This is a genomic window from Devosia riboflavina, assembly GCF_000743575.1.
In the GTDB taxonomy this organism is placed as follows: domain Bacteria; phylum Pseudomonadota; class Alphaproteobacteria; order Rhizobiales; family Devosiaceae; genus Devosia; species Devosia riboflavina.
In genome coordinates, this window is sequence record NZ_JQGC01000030.1 from 97,358 (window position 1) to 116,394 (window position 19,037).

Consider the following 19,037-nt stretch of genomic DNA (forward strand, 5'->3'; position numbering starts at 1 on the left):
GCAGACTATCTACTGGAGACCATCTACTGGAGGCGGCCTAAGTGCAGAGCCCTCGGGTCGAGCCCGAGGGTGACGCTTGGGGGTGGGGCGCCATTCGGGCATGGCCTATTCAGCGAAGATCGCTCCACCGGAGCGATCTTGCCTTTGGTACGCTTCTCAGCGCGGCAGGTCCGTCTTGCCCATCAGGTCGAAATCGATCGAGCGGGCGGCCTGGCGGCCCTCGCGAATTGCCCAGACAACGAGAGACTGGCCGCGACGCATGTCGCCGGCGGCGTAAACCTTGGGCTGGGTCGTGCGGTAGGTCATGGTGTCGGCAAAGAGGTTGCCGCGCTTGTCGTAGTCCGCGCCGAGTTCGGTCAGCATGCCGTCATGCACCGGACCGGCAAAGCCGATGGCGAGGAGCACGAGGTCGGCCTTGATGATGAATTCCGAACCGGGGATCGGCTGGCGCTTGCGATCAACCCTAGCGCATTCGACGCCGATGACGTCGCCTGCGGCATTGCCGATGATCTTCATGGTGCCGGCGGAGAACTCGCGGATAGCGCCTTCGGCCTGGGAGGACGAGGTGCGCATCTTGACCGCCCAGTTGGGCCAGTTGGTCAGCTTGTTTTCCAGTTCCGGCGGCATCGGGCGAACGTCGAGCTGGGTCACGGCGATAGCGCCCTGACGGAAGGACGTGCCGACGCAGTCCGAGGCGGTATCGCCACCACCGACGACGACGACATGCTTGCCGGCGGCGGTGAGCTGGACTTCGTGGGAAACGTCTTCGTAGCCGACGCGACGGTTCTGCTGCACGAGGAAGGGCATGGCGTAGTGGACGCCGTTGAACTGCTGGCCATCGACGTCGACTTCACGCGGACGTTCCGAGCCGCCGCAGAGGAGGACCGCATCATGGTCGCGCTGCAGATCGGAGAGCGGCACGTTGACGCCGATATTGGCTCCATAGTGGAAGGTGACGCCTTCGGCTTCCATCTGGGTGACGCGGAAGTCGATGTGTTCCTTCTCCATCTTGAAGTCGGGAATGCCGTAGCGGAGGAGGCCACCGGCCTTGGGCTCACGCTCGAAAAGGTGAACATCGTGACCGGCGCGGGCGAGCTGCTGGGCCGCAGCCATGCCGGCGGGACCGCCGCCGACGACGGCGACCTTCTTGCCGGTCTTGGCCTTGGGGAGCTGCGGCTTGACCCAACCGGCGCGGATCGCCTTGTCGGCGATGGCCTGTTCCACAGTCTTGATGGCGACCGGGGTGTCTTCCAGGTTCAGCGTGCAGGCTTCCTCGCAGGGCGCGGGGCAGATGCGGCCGGTGAATTCAGGGAAGTTATTGGTCGAGTGGAGGTTGCGCGCAGCCTCTTCCCAATCGCCGTTGTAGACGAGGTCGTTCCAGTCCGGAATCTGGTTGTGGACCGGGCAGCCGGTATCGCCGTGGCAGAACGGAATGCCGCAATCCATGCAGCGCGCGGCCTGGTCGACGATGCGACCTTCCGTCATCGGAATGGTGAATTCGCCGAAGTGACGGATGCGGTCGGAAGCCGGCTCGTAGCGCGGTTCTTCGCGTTCGATCTCGAGAAAGCCTGTTACCTTACCCATGGCTTTGCTCCTCATTCTTGCGCTTGGGCGCGAAATTGTCGTTAGCGGTCGAAATGGAAAGCGTGGTGCCTGAGAGCACCCCCTCCCAGCCTCCCCCGTCAAGGGGGAGGTGCCGAGCCGGTGATTTGGAAGAGATGGTGCCACACACTCGATCCGTCACCTCCCCCCTTGCGGGGGAGGATGGGAGGGGGGTGTGGGTGGCAAGAACGGAGTTAGGGCCGCCGTTCATGATCATTCCGCCGCCACGTGTGCGCCGGATGAGCGCTTGCGTTCCATTTCGAGGATGGCACGGCGATATTCAACCGGCATGACTTTTACGAATTTCGGGCGCATCTCGACCCAGTTGTCGAGGATCTGCTTGGCCTTGGTCGAACCGGTATAGTGCAGGTGGTTTGAAATCAGCTGATGCAGGCGCTCGTCGTCGTGCTTGGTCATGTCGCCGGAAATGTCGACGCGGCCATGCCATTCGAGATCACCACCGTGATGGTGAAGTTTTCGCATGAGGTCTTCTTCTTCCTGCACCGGTTCGAGATCGACCATGGCGAGGTTGCAACGCGAACGGAAGGTCTCGTCCTCGTCAAGGACATAGGCCACGCCGCCCGACATGCCGGCCGCGAAGTTACGGCCGGTGGGGCCGATGACGACGACGAGACCGCCGGTCATGTATTCGCAGCCATGGTCGCCCGTGCCTTCGACAACGGCGATGGCGCCGGAATTGCGCACGGCGAAGCGTTCGCCGGCGATGCCGCGGAAATAGGCTTCGCCCTTGATGGCGCCGTAGAGCACGGTATTGCCGACGATGATCGACTTGGTCGGATCGAAGGATACCTTGTCGGACGGGCGCACGACGATGCGGCCACCGGAAAGTCCCTTGCCGACATAGTCATTGGCGTCGCCGATCATGTCGATCGAGATGCCCTTCGCAAGGAAAGCGCCGAAAGCCTGACCGGCCGTACCGCGGAGGGTGATCGAGACGGTGTCTTCGGGCAGGCCTTCATGGCCGTACTTCTTGGCGAGGGCGCCAGACAGCATGGCACCGGCCGAGCGGTCGCGGCTGCGGATCGGGAGTTCGATCTGCACCGGCTTGCCCTCTTCGAGCGCGGGCTTGGCGAGTTCGACGAGCTTGCGGTCGAGCACGGCTTCGAGGTGATGGTTCTGCAGCTCCGAGTGATAGAGCGTGTCGCCCCCGATCGGCTCGGGCTTGTAGAAGACCTTGGAGAGGTCGATGCCTTCGCTCTTCCACTGGCCTTCGGCGCGGCGCTGATCGAGGAGATCAGAACGGCCGACCAGTTCGTTGAGGGTACGCGCACCCATTTCGGCCATCAGACCACGCAGTTCTTCAGCGATGAAGAAGAAGTAGTTGATGACGTGTTCGGGCGTGCCCTTGAAGCGCTTGCGCAGCACCGGGTCCTGGGTGGCGACGCCAACCGGGCAGGTGTTGAGGTGGCACTTGCGCATCATGATGCAGCCGGCAGCGATCAGCGGCGCGGTCGAGAAGCCGAATTCGTCGGCACCGAGCAGGGCACCGATGAGAACGTCACGACCGGTCTTGAGACCGCCATCGACCTGCAGCTTTACGCGTGAACGCAGGCGGTTCAGCACAAGGGTCTGGTGGGTTTCGGCGAGGCCGATTTCCCACGGGCCGCCGGCGTGCTTGAGCGAGGTCAGGGGCGAAGCGCCCGTGCCGCCATCATAGCCGGAAATGGTGATGTGGTCGGCGCGTGCCTTGGCAACGCCGGCAGCAACCGTGCCGACGCCCATTTCCGAAACCAGCTTTACCGAGATATCGGCCTGCTCATTGACGTTCTTCAGGTCATAGATGAGCTGGGCGAGATCTTCGATCGAGTAGATGTCGTGGTGCGGCGGCGGGGAGATGAGGCCCACGCCCGGGGTCGAATGGCGCGTCTTGGCGACGACCCAGTCGACCTTGTGGCCGGGCAATTGGCCGCCTTCGCCGGGCTTGGCACCCTGCGCGACCTTGATCTGGATCTGGTCGGAATTGACCAGGTATTCGGTGGTGACGCCGAAGCGGCCGGAGGCAACCTGCTTGATGGCGGAGCGCAGCGGGTTCTGCGACCCATCGGGCAGGCGCTTGTAGCGATCGGGCTCTTCGCCGCCTTCACCGGTGTTCGACTTGCCGCCGATCCGGTTCATGGCGATGGCCAGCGTCGTGTGCGCCTCGCGGCTGATCGAGCCGAAGGACATGGCGCCGGTGACGAAACGCTTGACGATGGTGGCGGCGCTTTCGACTTCTTCGAGCGGGACAGAGGGCCCCAGCGGCTTGATGTCGAAGAGGTGGCGAATGGCGAGGTAGCCGTTTTCGCCCGAGTTAACGCGCTCGGCAAAGCTGTTGTAACGGTCCTGCGCGGTTTCCGGGCTTTCCTCGAAGGTGCGAACGGCGTGCTGGAGGTCGGCGACGACGTCGGGCGACCAGGCGTGCTTTTCGCCGCGGATGCGATAGGCATATTCGCCACCGATATCGAGCGCCTTCTTGAGCACCACGTCGTCGCCAAAGGCTTCGGCGTGACGGCGCACGGTTTCCTCGGCAACTTCGCCGAGGCCGACGCCTTCGATCGAGGTCGCGGTGCCGAAGAAATACTTCTTCACGAAATCGGAGTTGAGGCCGACCGCGTCGAAAATCTGGGCGCCGCAATAGGACTGGTAGGTGGAAATGCCCATCTTGGACATGACCTTGAGGAGGCCCTTACCGACCGACTTGATGTAGCGGTAGACGACTTCGTCGGCCGAGACTTCTTCGGGGTAGTTGCCTTCGGCGTGGAGAGCCTGCAGCGCTTCGAAGGCGAGGTAGGGGTTGATGGCTTCGGCGCCATAGCCGGCCAGCATGGCGAAGTGGTGGATTTCGCGCGCTTCGCCGGTTTCGACCACGAGACCCGTCGAGGTGCGGAGGCCCTTGCGGATCAGGTGGTGGTGCACGGCAGCGAGCGCCAGGAGCGTCGGAATATCCAGACGATCCGCAGCGACCAGGCGATCGGAGAGGATGATGATGTTGTATTCGCCGCGCACGGCCTCTTCGGCCGCCTGGCAGAGAGCGTCGATCGCCGCTTCCATGCCTGCCGCGCCTGATGCGGCGGGGTAGGTGATGTCGAGCGTCTTGGTCTTGAACTGGTTGGTCTCGATCTCGCCGATGCCGCGGATCTTTTCGAGATCCTCATTGGTCAGGATGGGCTGGCGCACTTCGAGGCGCTTGACGGTGGACAGACCTTCGAGATCGAAGAGGTTGGGGCGGGGACCGATGAAGGAGACGAGGCTCATCACCGATTCCTCGCGGATCGGATCGATGGGCGGGTTCGTGACCTGCGCAAAATTCTGCTTGAAATAGGTGTAAAGGAGCTTGGACTTGTTGGAGAGCGCCGAAATCGGCGTGTCCGTGCCCATCGAGCCGACAGCTTCCTGGCCGGTGGTGGCCATGGGCGCCATCAGGAGCTTTACGTCTTCCTGCGTATAGCCAAAGGCCTGCATGCGATCGAGGAGGGCCTCGGTCGGCTCGGGCGCCTTGGGGGCGACGGCTGGCAGGTCTTCGAGCACGATCTGGGTGCGGGCGAGCCAATCGGCATAGGGGTTGGCGGTCGCAAGCGTTGCCTTGATCTCTTCGTCGGAGATGATGCGGCCCTGCTCAAGATCGATGAGCAGCATGCGGCCCGGCTGCAGGCGCCAGCGCTCGACAATGTCCTCGTCGGGAATGGTCAGCACGCCCGATTCCGAGGCGAGGACCACATGGCCTTCCTTGGTCACGAGATAGCGCGCCGGACGGAGACCATTGCGGTCGAGCGTGGCGACGACATAGCGGCCGTCCGAGAGGGACATGGCGGCGGGGCCATCCCAGGGTTCCATGAGGGAAGCATGGTACTGGTAGAAGGCGCGGCGCTTTTCATCCATCAGTGGATTGCCGGCCCAGACTTCCGGGATCAGCATCATGGCTGCGTGGGGCAGCGGATAGCCGCCGCGCACGAGGAATTCGAGCGCGTTGTCAAAGCAGGCGGTGTCGGACTGGCCCTCATAGGAGATCGGCCAGATTTTTGAGATGTCGTCGCCAAAGTACTTCGAGTGCACGGAAGCCTGGCGGGCCGCCATCCAGTTGACGTTGCCGCGGATGGTGTTGATTTCACCATTGTGCGTGGTCATGCGGTAGGGGTGCGCGAGCTTCCAGGACGGGAAGGTGTTGGTCGAGAAGCGCTGGTGCACGAGGGCGATGGCGCTTTCGAAGTCCTCGTGGTGGAGGTCGGGGTAGAAGGCGCCGAGCTGGTCGGCGAGGAACATGCCCTTGTAGACCAGCGTGCGCGCCGACATGGAGACGACATAGAAGCCGTTGTCGCCGTTGCTCTCGGGAACCTGAGCGTAGACAGTGTTGGAGATCACCTTGCGCACGATGAGGAGCTTGCGCTCGAATTCGTCGAGCGTGAGGCCTTCGGGGCGGGCGACGATCATCTGCTCGATGATCGGCTGGGTGGCGATGACGCCTGCCGACAGCTTCTTGTTGTCGGTCGGGACGACGCGCTCGCCGAGGAGGGCCATGCCTTCCTTTTCGAGGCAGGCGCGGACGGCAGCGGCGCAGCGATCGCGCAGGGCAGTGATGTTGGGATAGAAGATCATCACCACGGCATAGTGGTGCTTTTCGGGCAGGGCGAAGGGCAGCACCTTCTGGAAGAAGGCGTGCGGGGTCTGCACCAGGATGCCGGCGCCGTCGCCCATCAGGGGATCGGCACCCACGGCGCCGCGGTGTTCGAGGTTCTCGAGGATTTCGAGACCCTTCTCGACCACTTCGTGGCTGGGCTTGTTCTTGATGTTGGCGATCATGCCGATGCCGCAGGCGTCATGTTCCTGCATGGGATCGTAGAGACCCTGGGCTTCGGGGCGGCTGTGGACGCGGGCGCGATCATCTGCGATGACGCGGACACCATCGAGGATCAGGGTTTTGCGAGTATTGGCTTTCGCTGAAACCGGAGAAATCTGTCCGTTCTGCTGGGGGGCCATGTCTTAATCCTCGCTGTCTGATCGCACCCGTTTCCGGGCTTGGTTCGCTATGTCGTGTGCATCCTGATGGTGCCGGTGCCGGCCCGCTGGATGCAGTCTTGGTCCTCTGTGGGCACACTTCTCAATCGGGTCGTACGTCGGGGTACGGCTCGGATGAGCAAATGCATCCATGCGTGGGGAGCGGCGCTGCATCCAAATGGCCGCTCATATTCGAGCTATCTTAGCTCCGCCTGTCCGTTTCCGCTATCGTCTAGCGGTCCAGCCGGACCAGCGTGCGCTGCTTGCCGCGGAGAGCGGGGCGACGCGTCAGATAGGACAGAAGCACTGCCCTAACAGCTCCACATTTGCATAATTCAAAACTAGGCACAAGCGGTTTTGCCAAATTCGCGACACAAAAAATAGGACTTTCCTATTTTCTGTGTAGGAAAGCGTAGGAATTGGGTCGGAAAAGGCGCTGGAAACGATTGGGGCCGCCCCGGAGGACGGCCCGTTCGGTTAAGAAAGGATGAGACTTTCCTATTTTTGGCTAGGGCAGGACCACATCGGCCTCGTTTCCATCCATGTCATAGGCGACACGGCCGCCGGTCCATTGATCTGGAGCCTCGGCGCGGACTTCGACGAGCAGGCGATCGTCTTCGGGGGTCATGAAGAGCGTGTTGCGCGAGATGGTGTAGCGGAAGACGGTCATGTCCGGCATGGCCATGCGGGCGATGGTGCGGGCCTGGAGGTCGGTGAGGCGGGTGACGTCGAGGCTTGCGAGATCGGCGAGGGTGAAGGCGCGGTCGAGAGTGGGCGCGAAGGGATTGGGCATGGGCATGTTTGAGGACGAGCGCGTGATCTTTTCGGCGTCCATGTAGAACTCGGCGGTTTCGCCGGGATTCTGTGGGTCCTCCATGGTGATGAGCGCCTTGGAATCATCGATCATGATTTCGAGGAAATTTGCGTCCGTACCGAATTCTTCGGCAAGCCGTGAAAGCGTGTTTTCGACAGTGGCCGGGGCGAGCCAGGGGCCGAGGGCGGCGGCGGTGGCTGAGCCTTCGGGGAGTTCGACGTCGACGACCTGGCCCAAGGCGGTGAGCCAGACGGTGCCGGTCTTGTTGCTGGCGTTAGACAGCGTGACTTCCCAGAGGGGGAGCAGTTTCTTGCTGGTGCGGGTGGTGGGCTGGCTCGCCTCGATCTCGACGATGCGGCTGCCCGGGGTCGCAAAGGCGGCGATGGCGGCGGCTTTCACTTCGGGCAGTTTGTCGAACTGCAACTGGTCGAGCGCGAAGGGTTTTGTGTCGCCCATGCCGAGGGCGGCGAAATTCACGAAACTGCCGGAGCGGCGGACTTCGGACTGGTCCCAGGAATAGTCGACGGTTTGCTCGGCATCGGTCGGGTGATCGGCCGTGATGCTGATGCTGTCGGCGTCGATGGTGATGTCGTGGACGAGATCGCCGCGGATCAGGTTGGCGAACTCGTCCTGGATCTTGGCCATGGGCCAGGCATTGTCGACGAGGAGATTGGCCGCCTCTGCGGGAAAGGCGAGGGCGGCGAAAGCTGTGGTCAGGTAGGCAAGGCGCAGTCGGTACATGGCGAGCCTCCAGAGATTTCGGGCGATGATACAATATCTCTGGAGGCGTGACACTGAGTGGGCGATGAATGGCGCGTTCAGCCGAGCGACAGGCGCGGCCTATTCGAGGTGCGACTTGATGAACCAGAGGTTCTTGTCGAGGTCGCGCGAAAAGGCGGTGAGGATATCGGCACTGTCCGCGTCGCCGGCTTCGTCGGTCGCGTCGATATCTTCGCGCACCTGATTGGCGAGGGCTGCGTAGCGCTCGGCGAGGGCCGCGAGATGGTCGGCGACCTTGCGGATATCGGTGGGGTAGGCTGCCAATTTACTCGCCTTGGCGACGACCTGGCTGGTGCCGAGGGCAATGCCGTCGAGCTGGGCGACGCGCTCGGCAATGGTGTCGACATGGTCGTCGAGCTGGGTGCGCATGGGGTCGAGCATTTCATGCACGGCGATGAAATTTGGACCCTTGAGGTTCCAATGCGCCTGCTTGGTGATCAAGGCGAGATCAATGGCGTCGGCGAGACGCGCATTGAGAATGTCGATGATGGCCGACTTGGCATTGGATTTTAGGGTGATGGAGGGAGTCTTCATGGGAATATCCTGACGCTGGGGAGGAAAGCGCGAGCGCCTTACTCAACTTGCGGCAGTATGACTCGTTCCCGCTGAAGAGGTGAAGACAAACAAAAAGCGCGGCCCCTTTTGGGACCGCGCTCCTGTCGTCTCTGGGAGGAGATGACCTAGTTAATTTACCGACTTGTCCTCGATGGTAGCGGTGCCGCCATTGATCTGAATGGTGCGCGGTTTCTTGCTTTCGGGCAGTTCGCGCTTCAGTTCGAGATGGAGGAGGCCGTTTTCGAGGGCAGCGCCCTGGACCTCGACATAATCGGCAAGCTGGAAGCGCAGCTCGAAGGCGCGCTCGGCAATGCCGCGATGGAGGAATTCGCGCTTGGTATCGGTGTTTTCAACCGGCTTGGCGCCCTTCACGACGAGGCTGTTTTCCTTGGTTTCGATGGCGATGTCGCCATTGGAAAAGCCGGCCACGGCGATGGAGATACGATAGGTGTCTTCGCCGGTGCGCTCGATATTGTAGGGCGGGTAGGACTTGGCTTCCTGGGTGCCCAGGGTGTCGAGGCGGTTGAACAGGCGGTCAAAACCGACGGTCGAGCGATAGAAGGGGGAAAAATCGATGGTCTGCATTTTCACATTCTCCAGTTGAGCAACGTGGTTGAAGCGATGCCTTGCGGCACGCCGATGCCGGTGCCTCCCGTGGTGCTCCCTGATGCGGCGAGCGACCTTTTCGGCAGGGCCGGTGTCCCCGGCTTTCCGGCGGACCAATCATATTTAGGAAGGGGTTTTGGGGCTTCAAGGGGGAATGGGATTTTCGAAAATCGTGTGTGCCGCTACCCCCACCCTCATTCCCTCCCCACAAGGGGGAGGGAGGCGCAAGCCTCAGTCGTCTCGGGCCCATCGTCTTCTTCCCCCTCGTGGGGAGGGATCAAGGGTGTGGGTATAGACTGGAGCATTTCTGCCGGCTGCAGGCTCAAACTGAACCGAAAATGAACGGGCTGGTCCAAACCCATTCAGGCTGACCCGTGCATAAACATGAGCGTGAGGCCGCCGCCGCGGTCCTCATGCAGCGGGTCCGTCATCCGCCCCCCGCACGGGCCCGCCCTCAAAAGGCCAGCATTCCCAGCCCGGAATGCTGGCCTTTCTTTACCTGACGACGCTATCGTGCGGGCAAAATCGTGGAGACGCGTCTTGACCGCTTTGGTTGATCCCACCGGCCCGAAACTCGCCATCGTTCCCTCGAACCCGGTGCCGGCTGGCGTACGGGTCGGCTATGTGACGACGCCGGACCGGGTGAAACTGCGCTATGCCATCTGGCCGAAATCGGCCGGGCCGCATCGGGGTACGGTCTGCCTCGTGCAGGGGCGCACGGAATATATCGAAAAGTATTTTGAGACGATCGCCGACTTTCAGGCGCGTGGGTTTGCGGTGGCGACGTTCGACTGGCGCGGGCAGGGCGGCTCGGACCGGCTGATCGGCAATCGTACCGTGGGTTATGTCGATCGGTTCGACGATTATTGGACCGATCTCAGGACTTTTCATGCCGAAATCCTGCTGCCCGATTGCCCGCCGCCCTTTTATCTCGTGGGCCATTCCATGGGCGGGCTCGCTTCGCTCTATGCGACGACGCGCGACCGGGTGATGTTTGATCGCGTCTTCCTGTCGGCGCCCATGGTGTGCCTGCATGGGATGGAACATAGTATTGGCGGGTTTGGAGCTCTTGCCGAGACGCTGAGTTTTCTAGGGCTGGGCGCCGTGCCGCTCAAGCGCAGGGGGGACAAGCGGCCGGACGAGGCCGGATTTTTGGACAATCCGCTGACCTCGGACCTCCTGCGCTATACGCGCATGGTCGACATCATCCGGGCCGACGATGGCCTCTATATCGGTTCGCCGAGTTTTCGCTGGCTCGCTGCCTCGATGAAGGCAATGGTGGAGGCCAATCGCGAGGATTTTGCCGGAAGGCTGCAGATTCCGCTGCTGGTGCTGGCGGCGGCGCGTGACACGATCGTGTCGACGCCGGCGCTCGAGCAATTGGGCCTGCGGCTGAGGAACGGGCGGCATGTGGTGATTGCCGGGGCCAAGCATGAACTCTTCATCGAGACCGATCCCGTTCGCGGCCAGGTGCTCGCGGCGTTTGACGCCTTCATCACAAATCAGACGCGCTAAACCTTTTGTAACACACGATATCTAGGGTCTCGCAGACCCAGAAGGGTCTTGGGGACCCCGATGAGTCAGTTGAGGCGATTGCTGAGGGATCAGCAGGGTAACGTCGCGGTTATTTCAGCGCTGATGCTGTTGCCCATGCTGGTGCTGGCGGGTGGAGCGACTGACATAGCCCGGTATGAGGCCCATCGGGCACAATTGCAGGACGGCGTGGATCGAGCGGTGCTTGCAGCAGCGTCGTTGACGCAGGACCTGAGCGTTGAAGAGACGGCCGCTGAATATCTCAAATCAGTCTCCTTCATCGACGAAGTCGACCTCGAATACGATTATGAAACCTCGCTCAATGCGCGCGAAGTAACCATTACCGCACGCTACAGTCTGGCGACGGCGTTTTTGCCGCTCATCGGCATCAATTCAATGGACATGATGGCTCGCGCCAGCGCGGAGGAACGGCGCCGGAACGTCGAAGTATCGATGATATTGGATATTTCCGGCTCCATGCGCTGGAGTACCCCAGCGGGTGCCCCAACGCGCATCAGCCTGTTGCGGCCCGCTGCCAAGAGTTTCATCGATGCGCTGCTGACCGAGGGCACCAAGGACACGACCTCGATCACCATAGTGCCCTATGCGGGCTCGGCCAATCCGGGTGCGGCCATGTTCAGCATCCTGGGCGTGCCGCGCAAGCACTCATATTCATCTTGCCTGAACTTTGTCTCCGGCGACTATGGCATGGGCCTCATTCCCTTCAGCCAAAGGCTGCAAACGGCGCATTTCACGCAAAACCACAATGGGGTCAATGAGCCTGGACTCGAATGGGCCTGGTGTCCCTATGAAGCAACGGCGATCACCTATCTCTCCAATGACGCAGATGTATTGAAGGCCGAAATCGATGCCATGAGGATGCACGACGGCACCGGCACGGCTATCGCCATGAAGTGGGGCATGCTGATGCTTGAACCTGCCGCGCAACCCATAGTCGCCCAGGCAGTGGCGGCTGGCCTGGTGCCCAATCAGTTTGCAGACCGGCCGGCCCCGTTTGACGATGGCGAGACGCTGAAAGTCCTGGTGCTGATGACGGACGGCGCCATTTCACCTCAGTATCAGCCCAAGAAGTACGACTATCCCCGCACGCCCGCGGTCGACAATGAGTCACTCTCCAATGGCGGGACGCCACTGCAAAATATGTATGCGGTGTGCAATCGTGCCAAAGCCAATGGCGTTGTGGTGTTCACCATCGCCTTTCAGGTCGACAGCACCGGGGCAGCGCAGATGAGCAATTGCGCTTCGAGCCCGGCGCATTTCTACGACGTCAAAGGGCTGGATATCGGGGCGGCATTCCAGTCAATCGCCATGTCGATCCAGAAAATCAAGCTGACGCAATGAACCCGTTGGTGAGGGCTGGAAGGAGACGGCGGCGGTTCGGACGCGACACCAAGGGGGCCGCGGCGATCGAGTTTGCGCTGCTGGTGCCGATCCTGCTTGCCATCATCTTTTCGACGCTCGAAGCCGGCTGGCTCATGGTGCAGACGATCATGCTCGACCGGGCGCTGGACCTGACGGTGCGCGAACTGCGGATCGGCAGCTTCGCCAATCCGACCCAGGAAGCCATGCGGGATCGCATCTGCGCGCAGGCGGTGGTGCTGATCGATTGCCAGAAGACCCTGGCGCTCGAACTCATCCCGATCACCAGTGCAGCGAGCTATCCGACCGATGCGGCGCGCTGCCTCAATCGCGGGACGACATTGCAGCCGGTGCTGCGCTTTGATGCCGGGCAGCGGACCCAGACCGTGTTCGTACGCGCCTGCTATGTGGTCGAGCTGTTCACGCCGGGCCTTGGCCTGGGACTGGTGCTCTCCAAGGACGAGACGGGGGCCGTGCGGCTCGTGTCCAAGTCCGGTTTCATCAACGAGCCGGCATGATGGCGAGGCGGGCGTTACGGCAATTTCAGCGAAGCGAGCGCGGGGCGACGATCATCGAATTCGCATTGCTCGCGCCGGTGCTGCTCTTGGTCTTGCTGGGCTCGGTGACCGCTTTCGATCTTTTGCGCAATGCGCAGAGCGTTGAAAAAGCCACATTCACCATTGGCGACATGCTGTCGCGGCAAACTTCGGTCTCGGCCTCGACCCTGACCGGCATGCTCAATCTCATGCTCAATGTGGTGCCGAGCGCGCATGATGGCGGGTTGCGCATCAGTTCGATCGCGAGGGACAATGGCGCTTTCGTGTTGCGCTGGTCGCACAGCGTCGGCAGCAATGTTCCCACCACGCCGATCCCCACCTCCATCCTGCCCGAGATCGCCAATGGCGATACCGTGCTGGTAACCGAGAGCTTTGTGCCGCATGAGGCGATGTTTGCCGGCTTCGGGTTCAGCGACATTACTTTTACGGCCAATGCCGTGCATCGGCCGCGCTTCGTGACGGCGATCCCGTTCCAATAGGTTTTAAGCTGCGTTGATCAGCTCGAGGGTCTTGTCGAGGAGGGCCTGGCTGGCTGCCGCGACGACATTGCCGCCGGCGGTGGGCTCGGAACCGTCCCAGCAGGCGATAGCGCCACCGGCTTCGCGGATGATCGGCACGAGCGCGGCGATGTCATAGGTATTGAGATGGGGCTCGATGACGAGGTCGGCATGGCCTGATGCGAGGAGAGCATAGCCATAGCAATCCATGCCGAAGCGCTGCAGGCGCGTGGCGCCTTCGACGGCGTGCCACTTGGCGGCGAGCGACGGTGTGTTGAAGAGTTTTGGCGTCGTGGTGAAGACGCGGGCCGGGGCGAGATCGGTGAGGCCGCTGACGCGATTGGGCTGGGTGAGGCCGCCGCGCTCATAGCGCGAATGGCCGGGAACGGCGATGAAGGTTTCTCCGATAAAGGGTTGGCTCATGATGCCGGCCTTGGCTACGCCATCGACGGCAAAGCCGATCAGCGTGCCCCAGACCGGTGCGCCGGAGATGAAGGCGCGGGTGCCGTCGACGGGATCGATGATCCAGGTATAGGGGCTTTCCCCGCTCGTGCCCCATTCCTCTCCGATCACCGCGTGATCGGGAAAGGCGTCGGCGATGATGGCGCGGATGACCTTTTCGGCCCCCTTGTCGGCCTCGGTGACGGGGTCGAAGCCGGTCGTCAATTTGTTGTCGATGGCAAGGCCGGTGCGAAAGAGCGGCAGCGTGTGCGCCGCAGCGGCATCGGCAGCAGCGAGGAGGGTGGCTTCGATACGGGCGAAATCGAGTTGCGTGGCCATGAAAATCCTCCAGCGGCAGGCGAAGCTGGTTTAGGAGGCGGCGCGGCATGGAGCAAGCGGACAAATGCCGACGCGCCTCAAACAGTTACGCTTTTTGCCCGAGGATCGTGACGGCTTCTGGGGCGGAAATGTCGTCCATCCGTCATGATTCATTTTTGCAACAAGCGTGTGTCGAACGGCAGGCGAGGCCGCGTGGAGCCTTGTGCGGGACCGAAAAGAGGTTCAGCCTTCAGTGGCATGATGTGCATTCCGGCCCTTGCGGCAGCTCTTGCGCCGGACCGGAGCGCATCGTTCCTCCCTTGACTGGGCCGCCTTTAGGGGCGGCCCTTGTTTGTGTGGAAGGGCTATTCGGCCGCGGCGCGCTCGGGCGCGGCGGTGGGGGCAGCCAGGGTCATCAGGTCGAGACCGATCAGGGCGTGGATCATGCCCTCGATCAACTGGCGCAGCGGTTCGAAGCCGGCATTCTTCTCCAGCGTCGCCTCGTTCATATAGAGATGCCGGCTGACCTCGATCTGGAGGGCATGGACGCCGTGTTGCGGGCGGCCATAGGCGCGGGTGCAGAAGCCGCCGGCATAGGGGCGGTTGCGCGCGACCTTCAGCCCAGCGGCGATGAAGCCGGTTTCAACAAGATCGATCAGGGCAGGCGAACAGGTCGTGCCATAGCGGTCGCCGAGGACGATGTCGGGCGTCGCCCGCTCGCCATGGCGGCCAAGCCGGGGCATGGAGTGGCAATCGATCAGCACAGCGACGCCAAAGCTGGTGGCGGCTTCGGTGAGGAGGTTTTGGAGGGCCGCGTGATAGGGGTGGTAGATGCCCTCGATGCGCATGCGCGCATCATCGAGGGTCAGTTTTTCGCGGTAGATCGGCTTATTTTCGGCAACGACGCGGGCCAGCGTGCCAAGGCCGGCGGCGACGCGCGGCGAGGTGGTGTTGAACCGGTCAGACAGGGCATCGACGAACATGGTGGGATCGAGTTCCCAGGGTTCGCGATTGACGTCGAGATAGGCGCGCGGGAAATGCGCCCTGAGGAGCGGGGCGCCAAGATGGGGCGCGCGCGCAAACAGCTCATCGACGAAGGCATCCTCGGACTGGCGGATCGAAAGATGATCGAGCCGGGTCATGGCGAGGAAGCGATCGGGATAGCTTCGGCCGGAATGGGGCGAATTGAACACAAGTGGCGCGACCATGCGACGGGGCCGTATGGTTTCGAATGCCGGTTGATCCCAATAGTCGGATCGCACGCTGCCTCCACGGGGGCCGCGCTTCCCGCGCGGTCGAGTGATTTGCTGTCACCCAAGTGTCGCGCGGCGCAGCCAACTTGTCCAGTTGATTGCAAAAAGACGCACTGATGGCGTGAGGCCGTTTGCGTTGGGACAAATCTGAATTAAATATCGGCTCAATACGACTCACTGCCGGATTGGCCCCTGAAGCGCGTCGCGATCCCCACGATTCGCTCCATACGCTTCAGGCCCTTGTTTTTGACGCGTGTCCTCGTCCCGAAACCGGAACCACTTTCGGGGGGCATGCCTGAAGAGGTTTTTGATGAAGCGCATCCTGCTCGCCGAAGACGATAACGACATGCGCCAGTTCCTGACCCGGGCGCTGAAGAATGCCGGCTATGAAGTCGTTTCGTTCGACAATGGGCTTTCCGCCTATGAGCGCCTGCGCGAAGAGCCGTTTTCGCTGCTTCTCAGCGATATCGTGATGCCGGAAATGGACGGGATCGAACTGGCGCGGCGCGCGACCGAACTCGATCCCGACCTCAAGGTTATGTTCATCACCGGCTTTGCCGCGGTGGCGCTGAACCCGGACAGCGACGCGCCGAAAGATGCGTCGGTGCTGTCAAAGCCCTTCCACCTCAAGGATCTCGTGTCCGAAGTGGAGCGGCTGCTCGCGGCCTGATGGCGCTGCATGCCTTTGAAGCAAAACCGTTTTCGCGTTTTGCGGGGTATGCACAAAGAAGAAATCCACAGGCGTGAGATTGACCCCTTGACCGCTACGGTTCTTTTGTGGTCTATCCGCGCCACCGGAGAGGCAAACGCCGAACCGGCCCGGAGAGATGGGCGTATAGCTCAGCGGGAGAGCACTACGTTGACATCGTAGGGGTCACAAGTTCGATCCTTGTTACGCCCACCATCTCTTCTTTTTCCCTGCGCAAGCGCAGCGGGTGCGTAGCTCAGCGGGAGAGCACTGCCTTCACACGGCAGGGGTCACAGGTTCAATCCCTGTCGCACCCACCATTTTCATGACATTACTGTTTATCGGCGCTGACCAGCGCTGTTTTGATGCGTCCGGCGTTTGGGTCGCGGGCTAGAAGCGGTAGTTGAGGCCGGTGCGGACGATATTGAGGTAGGGAGCCTCGGCGCGGTGCAGGTAGCCTCCGCCCATGGCGCCGATTATACCGGTTTCGACGGTGCCCAGGCGGATATGCAGATATTCGGCGCGGAGGCTGAGATTGTCGGCGAGCGCCCATTCGAGGCCGGCGCCGGCCGCCCAGCCGGAGGCCAGATGGCGGCTGGTGAAATTGTTCGAGGTGTCGCCCTTGCTGAAATCGGCCGCGGCGAGACCTGCCGTGGCATAGATCAGCAGATTGTCATGGGCGAGGCCGACGCGGCCACGGAGCGTGCCGAAGCCGTTGATGTCGATGGTGTTGACGAGGCCGGCAAACTGGGAATCGTCGCCGCGGAATTGTCCGATCGAGAGATCGGCCTCGGCACCGATGACGAAGGCATTGAACTGGTGCTGGTAGCCGGCGTGAAGGCCAGCCAGCAGGCTCTGGTATTTGATGTCGCCGTCGGGTTGCCATGGTCCGCTCGGCGTCGCCGCCCAGCGGTTTTGACTCTGTCCAAAGCCGTAGCCGAGGTGTCCGCCGATATAGGTGCCCGACCAATCGTGGCCGGCAGAATGGGTGCGGAGCGAGAAATCCTGCACATAGACATCTGCCGCCAGAGCGGAGGGCGCCGACAGAAGCGTCAGGCACATAAATAGGCTCGCCAGTTTCATTGCCGGTTCCCACCTTCACCGACCAAAGAATCTGGCGATTTATGGTTAATGAGGGGTGAAGGCGGGGAACCTGCTTGTGTCAGGCGGGCTGCGGAAATGTACGCAGGGAGCCCGGCTTTTGCAGCAGCAGCACGGCGATGGCTGCGATGATGCACATGGCGCCGGCAAGCTGCAGGGCCGGCAGGTAGGTCGAAAAATCGCTGCGCAGGGCACCGGCACCATAGGCGGCGGCCGCGGCGCCGAGCTGGTGGCCGGTAAAGACCCAGCCGAAGACGAGGCCTGCCTTTTCGCGACCAAAATTGTCGGCGGCGAGTTTTACGGTTGGCGGGACGGTGGCGACCCAATCGAGGCCGTAGAAGACGGCGAAGATGGCGAGTTCGGCGAAGGTGAAGCCGGAAAAGCTGAGATAGATCAACGACAGGCCACGCAGGCCGTAGAACCAGAACAGCAGGAAGCGGTTGTCGAAGCGGTCGGAGAGCCAGCCGGCAAGGACCGTGCCGAAGAAGTCAAAAATGCCGATGACGGCGAGCGTGCCGGCGGCGGTGACGGCGGCCATGCCGAAATCGCCGCAGATGGAAATCCAATGGGTCTGGATGAGGCCATTGGTGGAGAGCCCGCAGATGAAGAAGGTGCCGAAGAGAACCCAGAAGGCGGGGACGCCAGCGACTTGCTTGAGGGTGACGATGGGCAAGGCGAGCGTCTTGAGGAGGCTCTGTTCGCGCTTGGGAACGGGCGTGATACTTGCGTCGCCATAGGGGGGTAGGCCGAGATCGGCAGGGTGGTCGCGCATGAGGAGGGCAACCAGGACCATGGCGCTGGCAATGATGGCGACGGCGAGCGTCATGGCGGTGCGCCAGCCATAGGCTTCGGTGAGCGAGGCGAGAATGGGCAGGAAGATTAATTGGCCGGTGGCGCTGCTGGCGGTCATCAAGCCGACGACGAGGCCGCGGCGCTTGGAGAACCAGCGGGTGGCGACGGTGGCGCCGAGGACGAGAGCCGTCATGCCGGTGCCCGCGCCGATGACGACGCCCCAGAGCAGCAGGAGTTGCCAGACTTCGCGCATGAAGAAGGAGACCACGATGCCGGCCATGATGAGGCCAAGGGCAGTGGTGACCACCTGGCGAATGCCAAAATGGCTCATGAAGGCGGCGGCGAAGGGGCCTAGGAGGCCAAAGAGCACCAGGCGCACGGCCATGGCGGCGGAAATGTCGGCAATGTCCCAGCCGAATTCCTGGTGCAGCGGCTGGATCATGACGCCGGCAGAGCCCATGGCGCCAGCGGTGGCGAGCATGGTGAGGAAGGTCGTTGCCGCGACAATCCAGCCATAGTGCAGGTTGCGGGCCTCCATCCACCTTGCGACGCTGTTGGAGATCATTTTGTGAGTGCCTTTCCGCTGGCGGATATGTGGGCATATGCCCGCTTATGGGTAAAGAAATCAGAGCGAGGAGAGGAGGTCGGCGAGGACCTTCATGTTTTGAGGGCCGAGGCGTGTTTCGAATTCGCGCTGTGCCTGATCCCAGAGCGGGGCGCCGGCATCGAGAATGTCGTGGCCTTTCTCGGTGATGGTCAGCATGGCCTCCCGCTTGTCCTTGCCGGGGACGGTGGCGATGAGGCCCATGCGTTCGAGCACTTTGGAATTGCGGCCGACGGTGGAGCGGTCGAGTTCGACGCGCGTGCCGAGGTCGGTGAGGGAGACGGGGGCCATGCGCCTGATGTTTCTGAGGAGGCTGAACTGGCCGATATTGATGCCGAGGGGCGACAGGAGATCGTCATAGCGCGACGCGGCCTTGCGATAGGCTTTGCGGAGCTGAGTGGCGTGGCAGACGTCGTTTTGCATGGGTGCGGGTATATGCCCGTAAATTGGGTTTGGCAAGGTGTGCTGTGTTTTGAAACAGAGATCCCCTGAGTTCTCAAACGAAGTGCAACACCTTTGTAAGG

15 protein-coding genes and 2 tRNA genes are annotated in these 19,037 nt (G+C 62.1%); 7 read left to right on the top strand and 10 right to left on the bottom strand.

Features of this window, described 5'->3' with window-relative positions:
- Window positions 1-156 precede the first annotated feature (156 nt).
- From JP75_RS22150 to JP75_RS22170, 5 genes are all read right to left on the bottom strand, one after another.
- Entirely contained in the window at window positions 157-1,584 is a 1,428-nt protein-coding gene (locus JP75_RS22150) for a glutamate synthase subunit beta (protein WP_035086986.1), read from the bottom strand.
- A 231-nt stretch (window positions 1,585-1,815) separates the two neighbouring features.
- Window positions 1,816-6,576 carry a glutamate synthase large subunit gene (gltB, locus tag JP75_RS22155; RefSeq protein ID WP_084587867.1) on the bottom strand — a complete coding sequence of 1,587 codons (4,761 nt, stop codon included), beginning with the start codon at window positions 6,574-6,576 and terminating at the stop codon, window positions 1,816-1,818.
- 526 nt (window positions 6,577-7,102) lie between these two features.
- Window positions 7,103-8,149, bottom strand: a complete 1,047-nt coding sequence (locus JP75_RS22160) for a hypothetical protein (RefSeq protein ID WP_035086987.1) — start codon at window positions 8,147-8,149, stop codon at window positions 7,103-7,105.
- 99 nt (window positions 8,150-8,248) lie between these two features.
- Entirely contained in the window at window positions 8,249-8,722 is a 474-nt protein-coding gene (dps, locus tag JP75_RS22165; protein WP_035086988.1) for a DNA starvation/stationary phase protection protein Dps, read from the bottom strand.
- Between the two features lie 150 nt (window positions 8,723-8,872).
- Entirely contained in the window at window positions 8,873-9,328 is a 456-nt protein-coding gene (locus JP75_RS22170) for an Hsp20 family protein (protein ID WP_035086989.1), read from the bottom strand.
- Window positions 9,329-9,889: 561 nt separating this feature from the next.
- Between JP75_RS22170 and JP75_RS22175 the strand changes: the two genes are divergently transcribed.
- The 4 genes from JP75_RS22175 to JP75_RS25585 are packed head-to-tail and all read left to right on the top strand — an operon-like array spanning window position 9,890 to window position 13,298.
- Window positions 9,890-10,864 (top strand): alpha/beta fold hydrolase, encoded by a 975-nt coding sequence (locus JP75_RS22175; RefSeq protein ID WP_051961165.1) that lies wholly within the window; start codon window positions 9,890-9,892, stop codon window positions 10,862-10,864.
- 60 nt (window positions 10,865-10,924) lie between these two features.
- On the top strand, window positions 10,925-12,244 hold the full coding sequence (locus JP75_RS22180; protein ID WP_084587869.1) for a TadE/TadG family type IV pilus assembly protein: 1,320 nt from the start codon (window positions 10,925-10,927) through the stop codon (window positions 12,242-12,244).
- Window positions 12,241-12,780 carry a TadE/TadG family type IV pilus assembly protein gene (locus tag JP75_RS22185; RefSeq protein ID WP_051961167.1) on the top strand — a complete coding sequence of 180 codons (540 nt, stop codon included), beginning with the start codon at window positions 12,241-12,243 and terminating at the stop codon, window positions 12,778-12,780. Before JP75_RS22180 ends, JP75_RS22185 begins: the two co-directional genes overlap by 4 nt.
- On the top strand, window positions 12,777-13,298 hold the full coding sequence (locus tag JP75_RS25585) for a TadE/TadG family type IV pilus assembly protein (RefSeq protein ID WP_084587870.1): 522 nt from the start codon (window positions 12,777-12,779) through the stop codon (window positions 13,296-13,298). Before JP75_RS22185 ends, JP75_RS25585 begins: the two co-directional genes overlap by 4 nt.
- 3 nt (window positions 13,299-13,301) lie before the next feature.
- Here JP75_RS25585 and hisN read toward each other — a convergent pair whose 3' ends face one another.
- Window positions 13,302-14,096, bottom strand: a complete 795-nt coding sequence (gene hisN, locus JP75_RS22195; protein ID WP_051961172.1) for a histidinol-phosphatase — start codon at window positions 14,094-14,096, stop codon at window positions 13,302-13,304.
- 344 nt (window positions 14,097-14,440) lie between these two features.
- Window positions 14,441-15,283, bottom strand: a complete 843-nt coding sequence (locus JP75_RS22200; protein WP_084587871.1) for an N-formylglutamate amidohydrolase — start codon at window positions 15,281-15,283, stop codon at window positions 14,441-14,443.
- A gap of 355 nt (window positions 15,284-15,638) precedes the next feature.
- Here JP75_RS22200 and cpdR point away from each other — a divergent pair, with 355 nt between their 5' ends.
- From cpdR to JP75_RS22215, 3 genes are all read left to right on the top strand, one after another.
- Complete coding sequence (cpdR, locus tag JP75_RS22205) at window positions 15,639-15,998, top strand: cell cycle two-component system response regulator CpdR (protein ID WP_035086991.1); 360 nt, start codon at window positions 15,639-15,641, stop codon at window positions 15,996-15,998.
- A gap of 159 nt (window positions 15,999-16,157) precedes the next feature.
- Window positions 16,158-16,232 (top strand) — tRNA-Val (locus tag JP75_RS22210).
- 29 nt (window positions 16,233-16,261) lie between these two features.
- Window positions 16,262-16,336 (top strand) — tRNA-Val (locus tag JP75_RS22215).
- A gap of 70 nt (window positions 16,337-16,406) precedes the next feature.
- Here the strand turns inward: JP75_RS22215 and JP75_RS22220 are convergent.
- The 3 genes from JP75_RS22220 to JP75_RS22230 all read right to left on the bottom strand — a co-directional run bounded on the left by JP75_RS22220 (window position 16,407) and on the right by JP75_RS22230 (window position 18,936).
- Complete coding sequence (locus tag JP75_RS22220) at window positions 16,407-17,099, bottom strand: outer membrane protein (protein ID WP_084587872.1); 693 nt, start codon at window positions 17,097-17,099, stop codon at window positions 16,407-16,409.
- A 79-nt stretch (window positions 17,100-17,178) separates the two neighbouring features.
- Window positions 17,179-18,474 carry an MFS transporter gene (locus JP75_RS22225; RefSeq protein WP_035086993.1) on the bottom strand — a complete coding sequence of 432 codons (1,296 nt, stop codon included), beginning with the start codon at window positions 18,472-18,474 and terminating at the stop codon, window positions 17,179-17,181.
- 60 nt (window positions 18,475-18,534) lie between these two features.
- Entirely contained in the window at window positions 18,535-18,936 is a 402-nt protein-coding gene (locus JP75_RS22230; protein WP_035086994.1) for a MarR family winged helix-turn-helix transcriptional regulator, read from the bottom strand.
- Window positions 18,937-19,037: the final 101 nt, after the last annotated feature.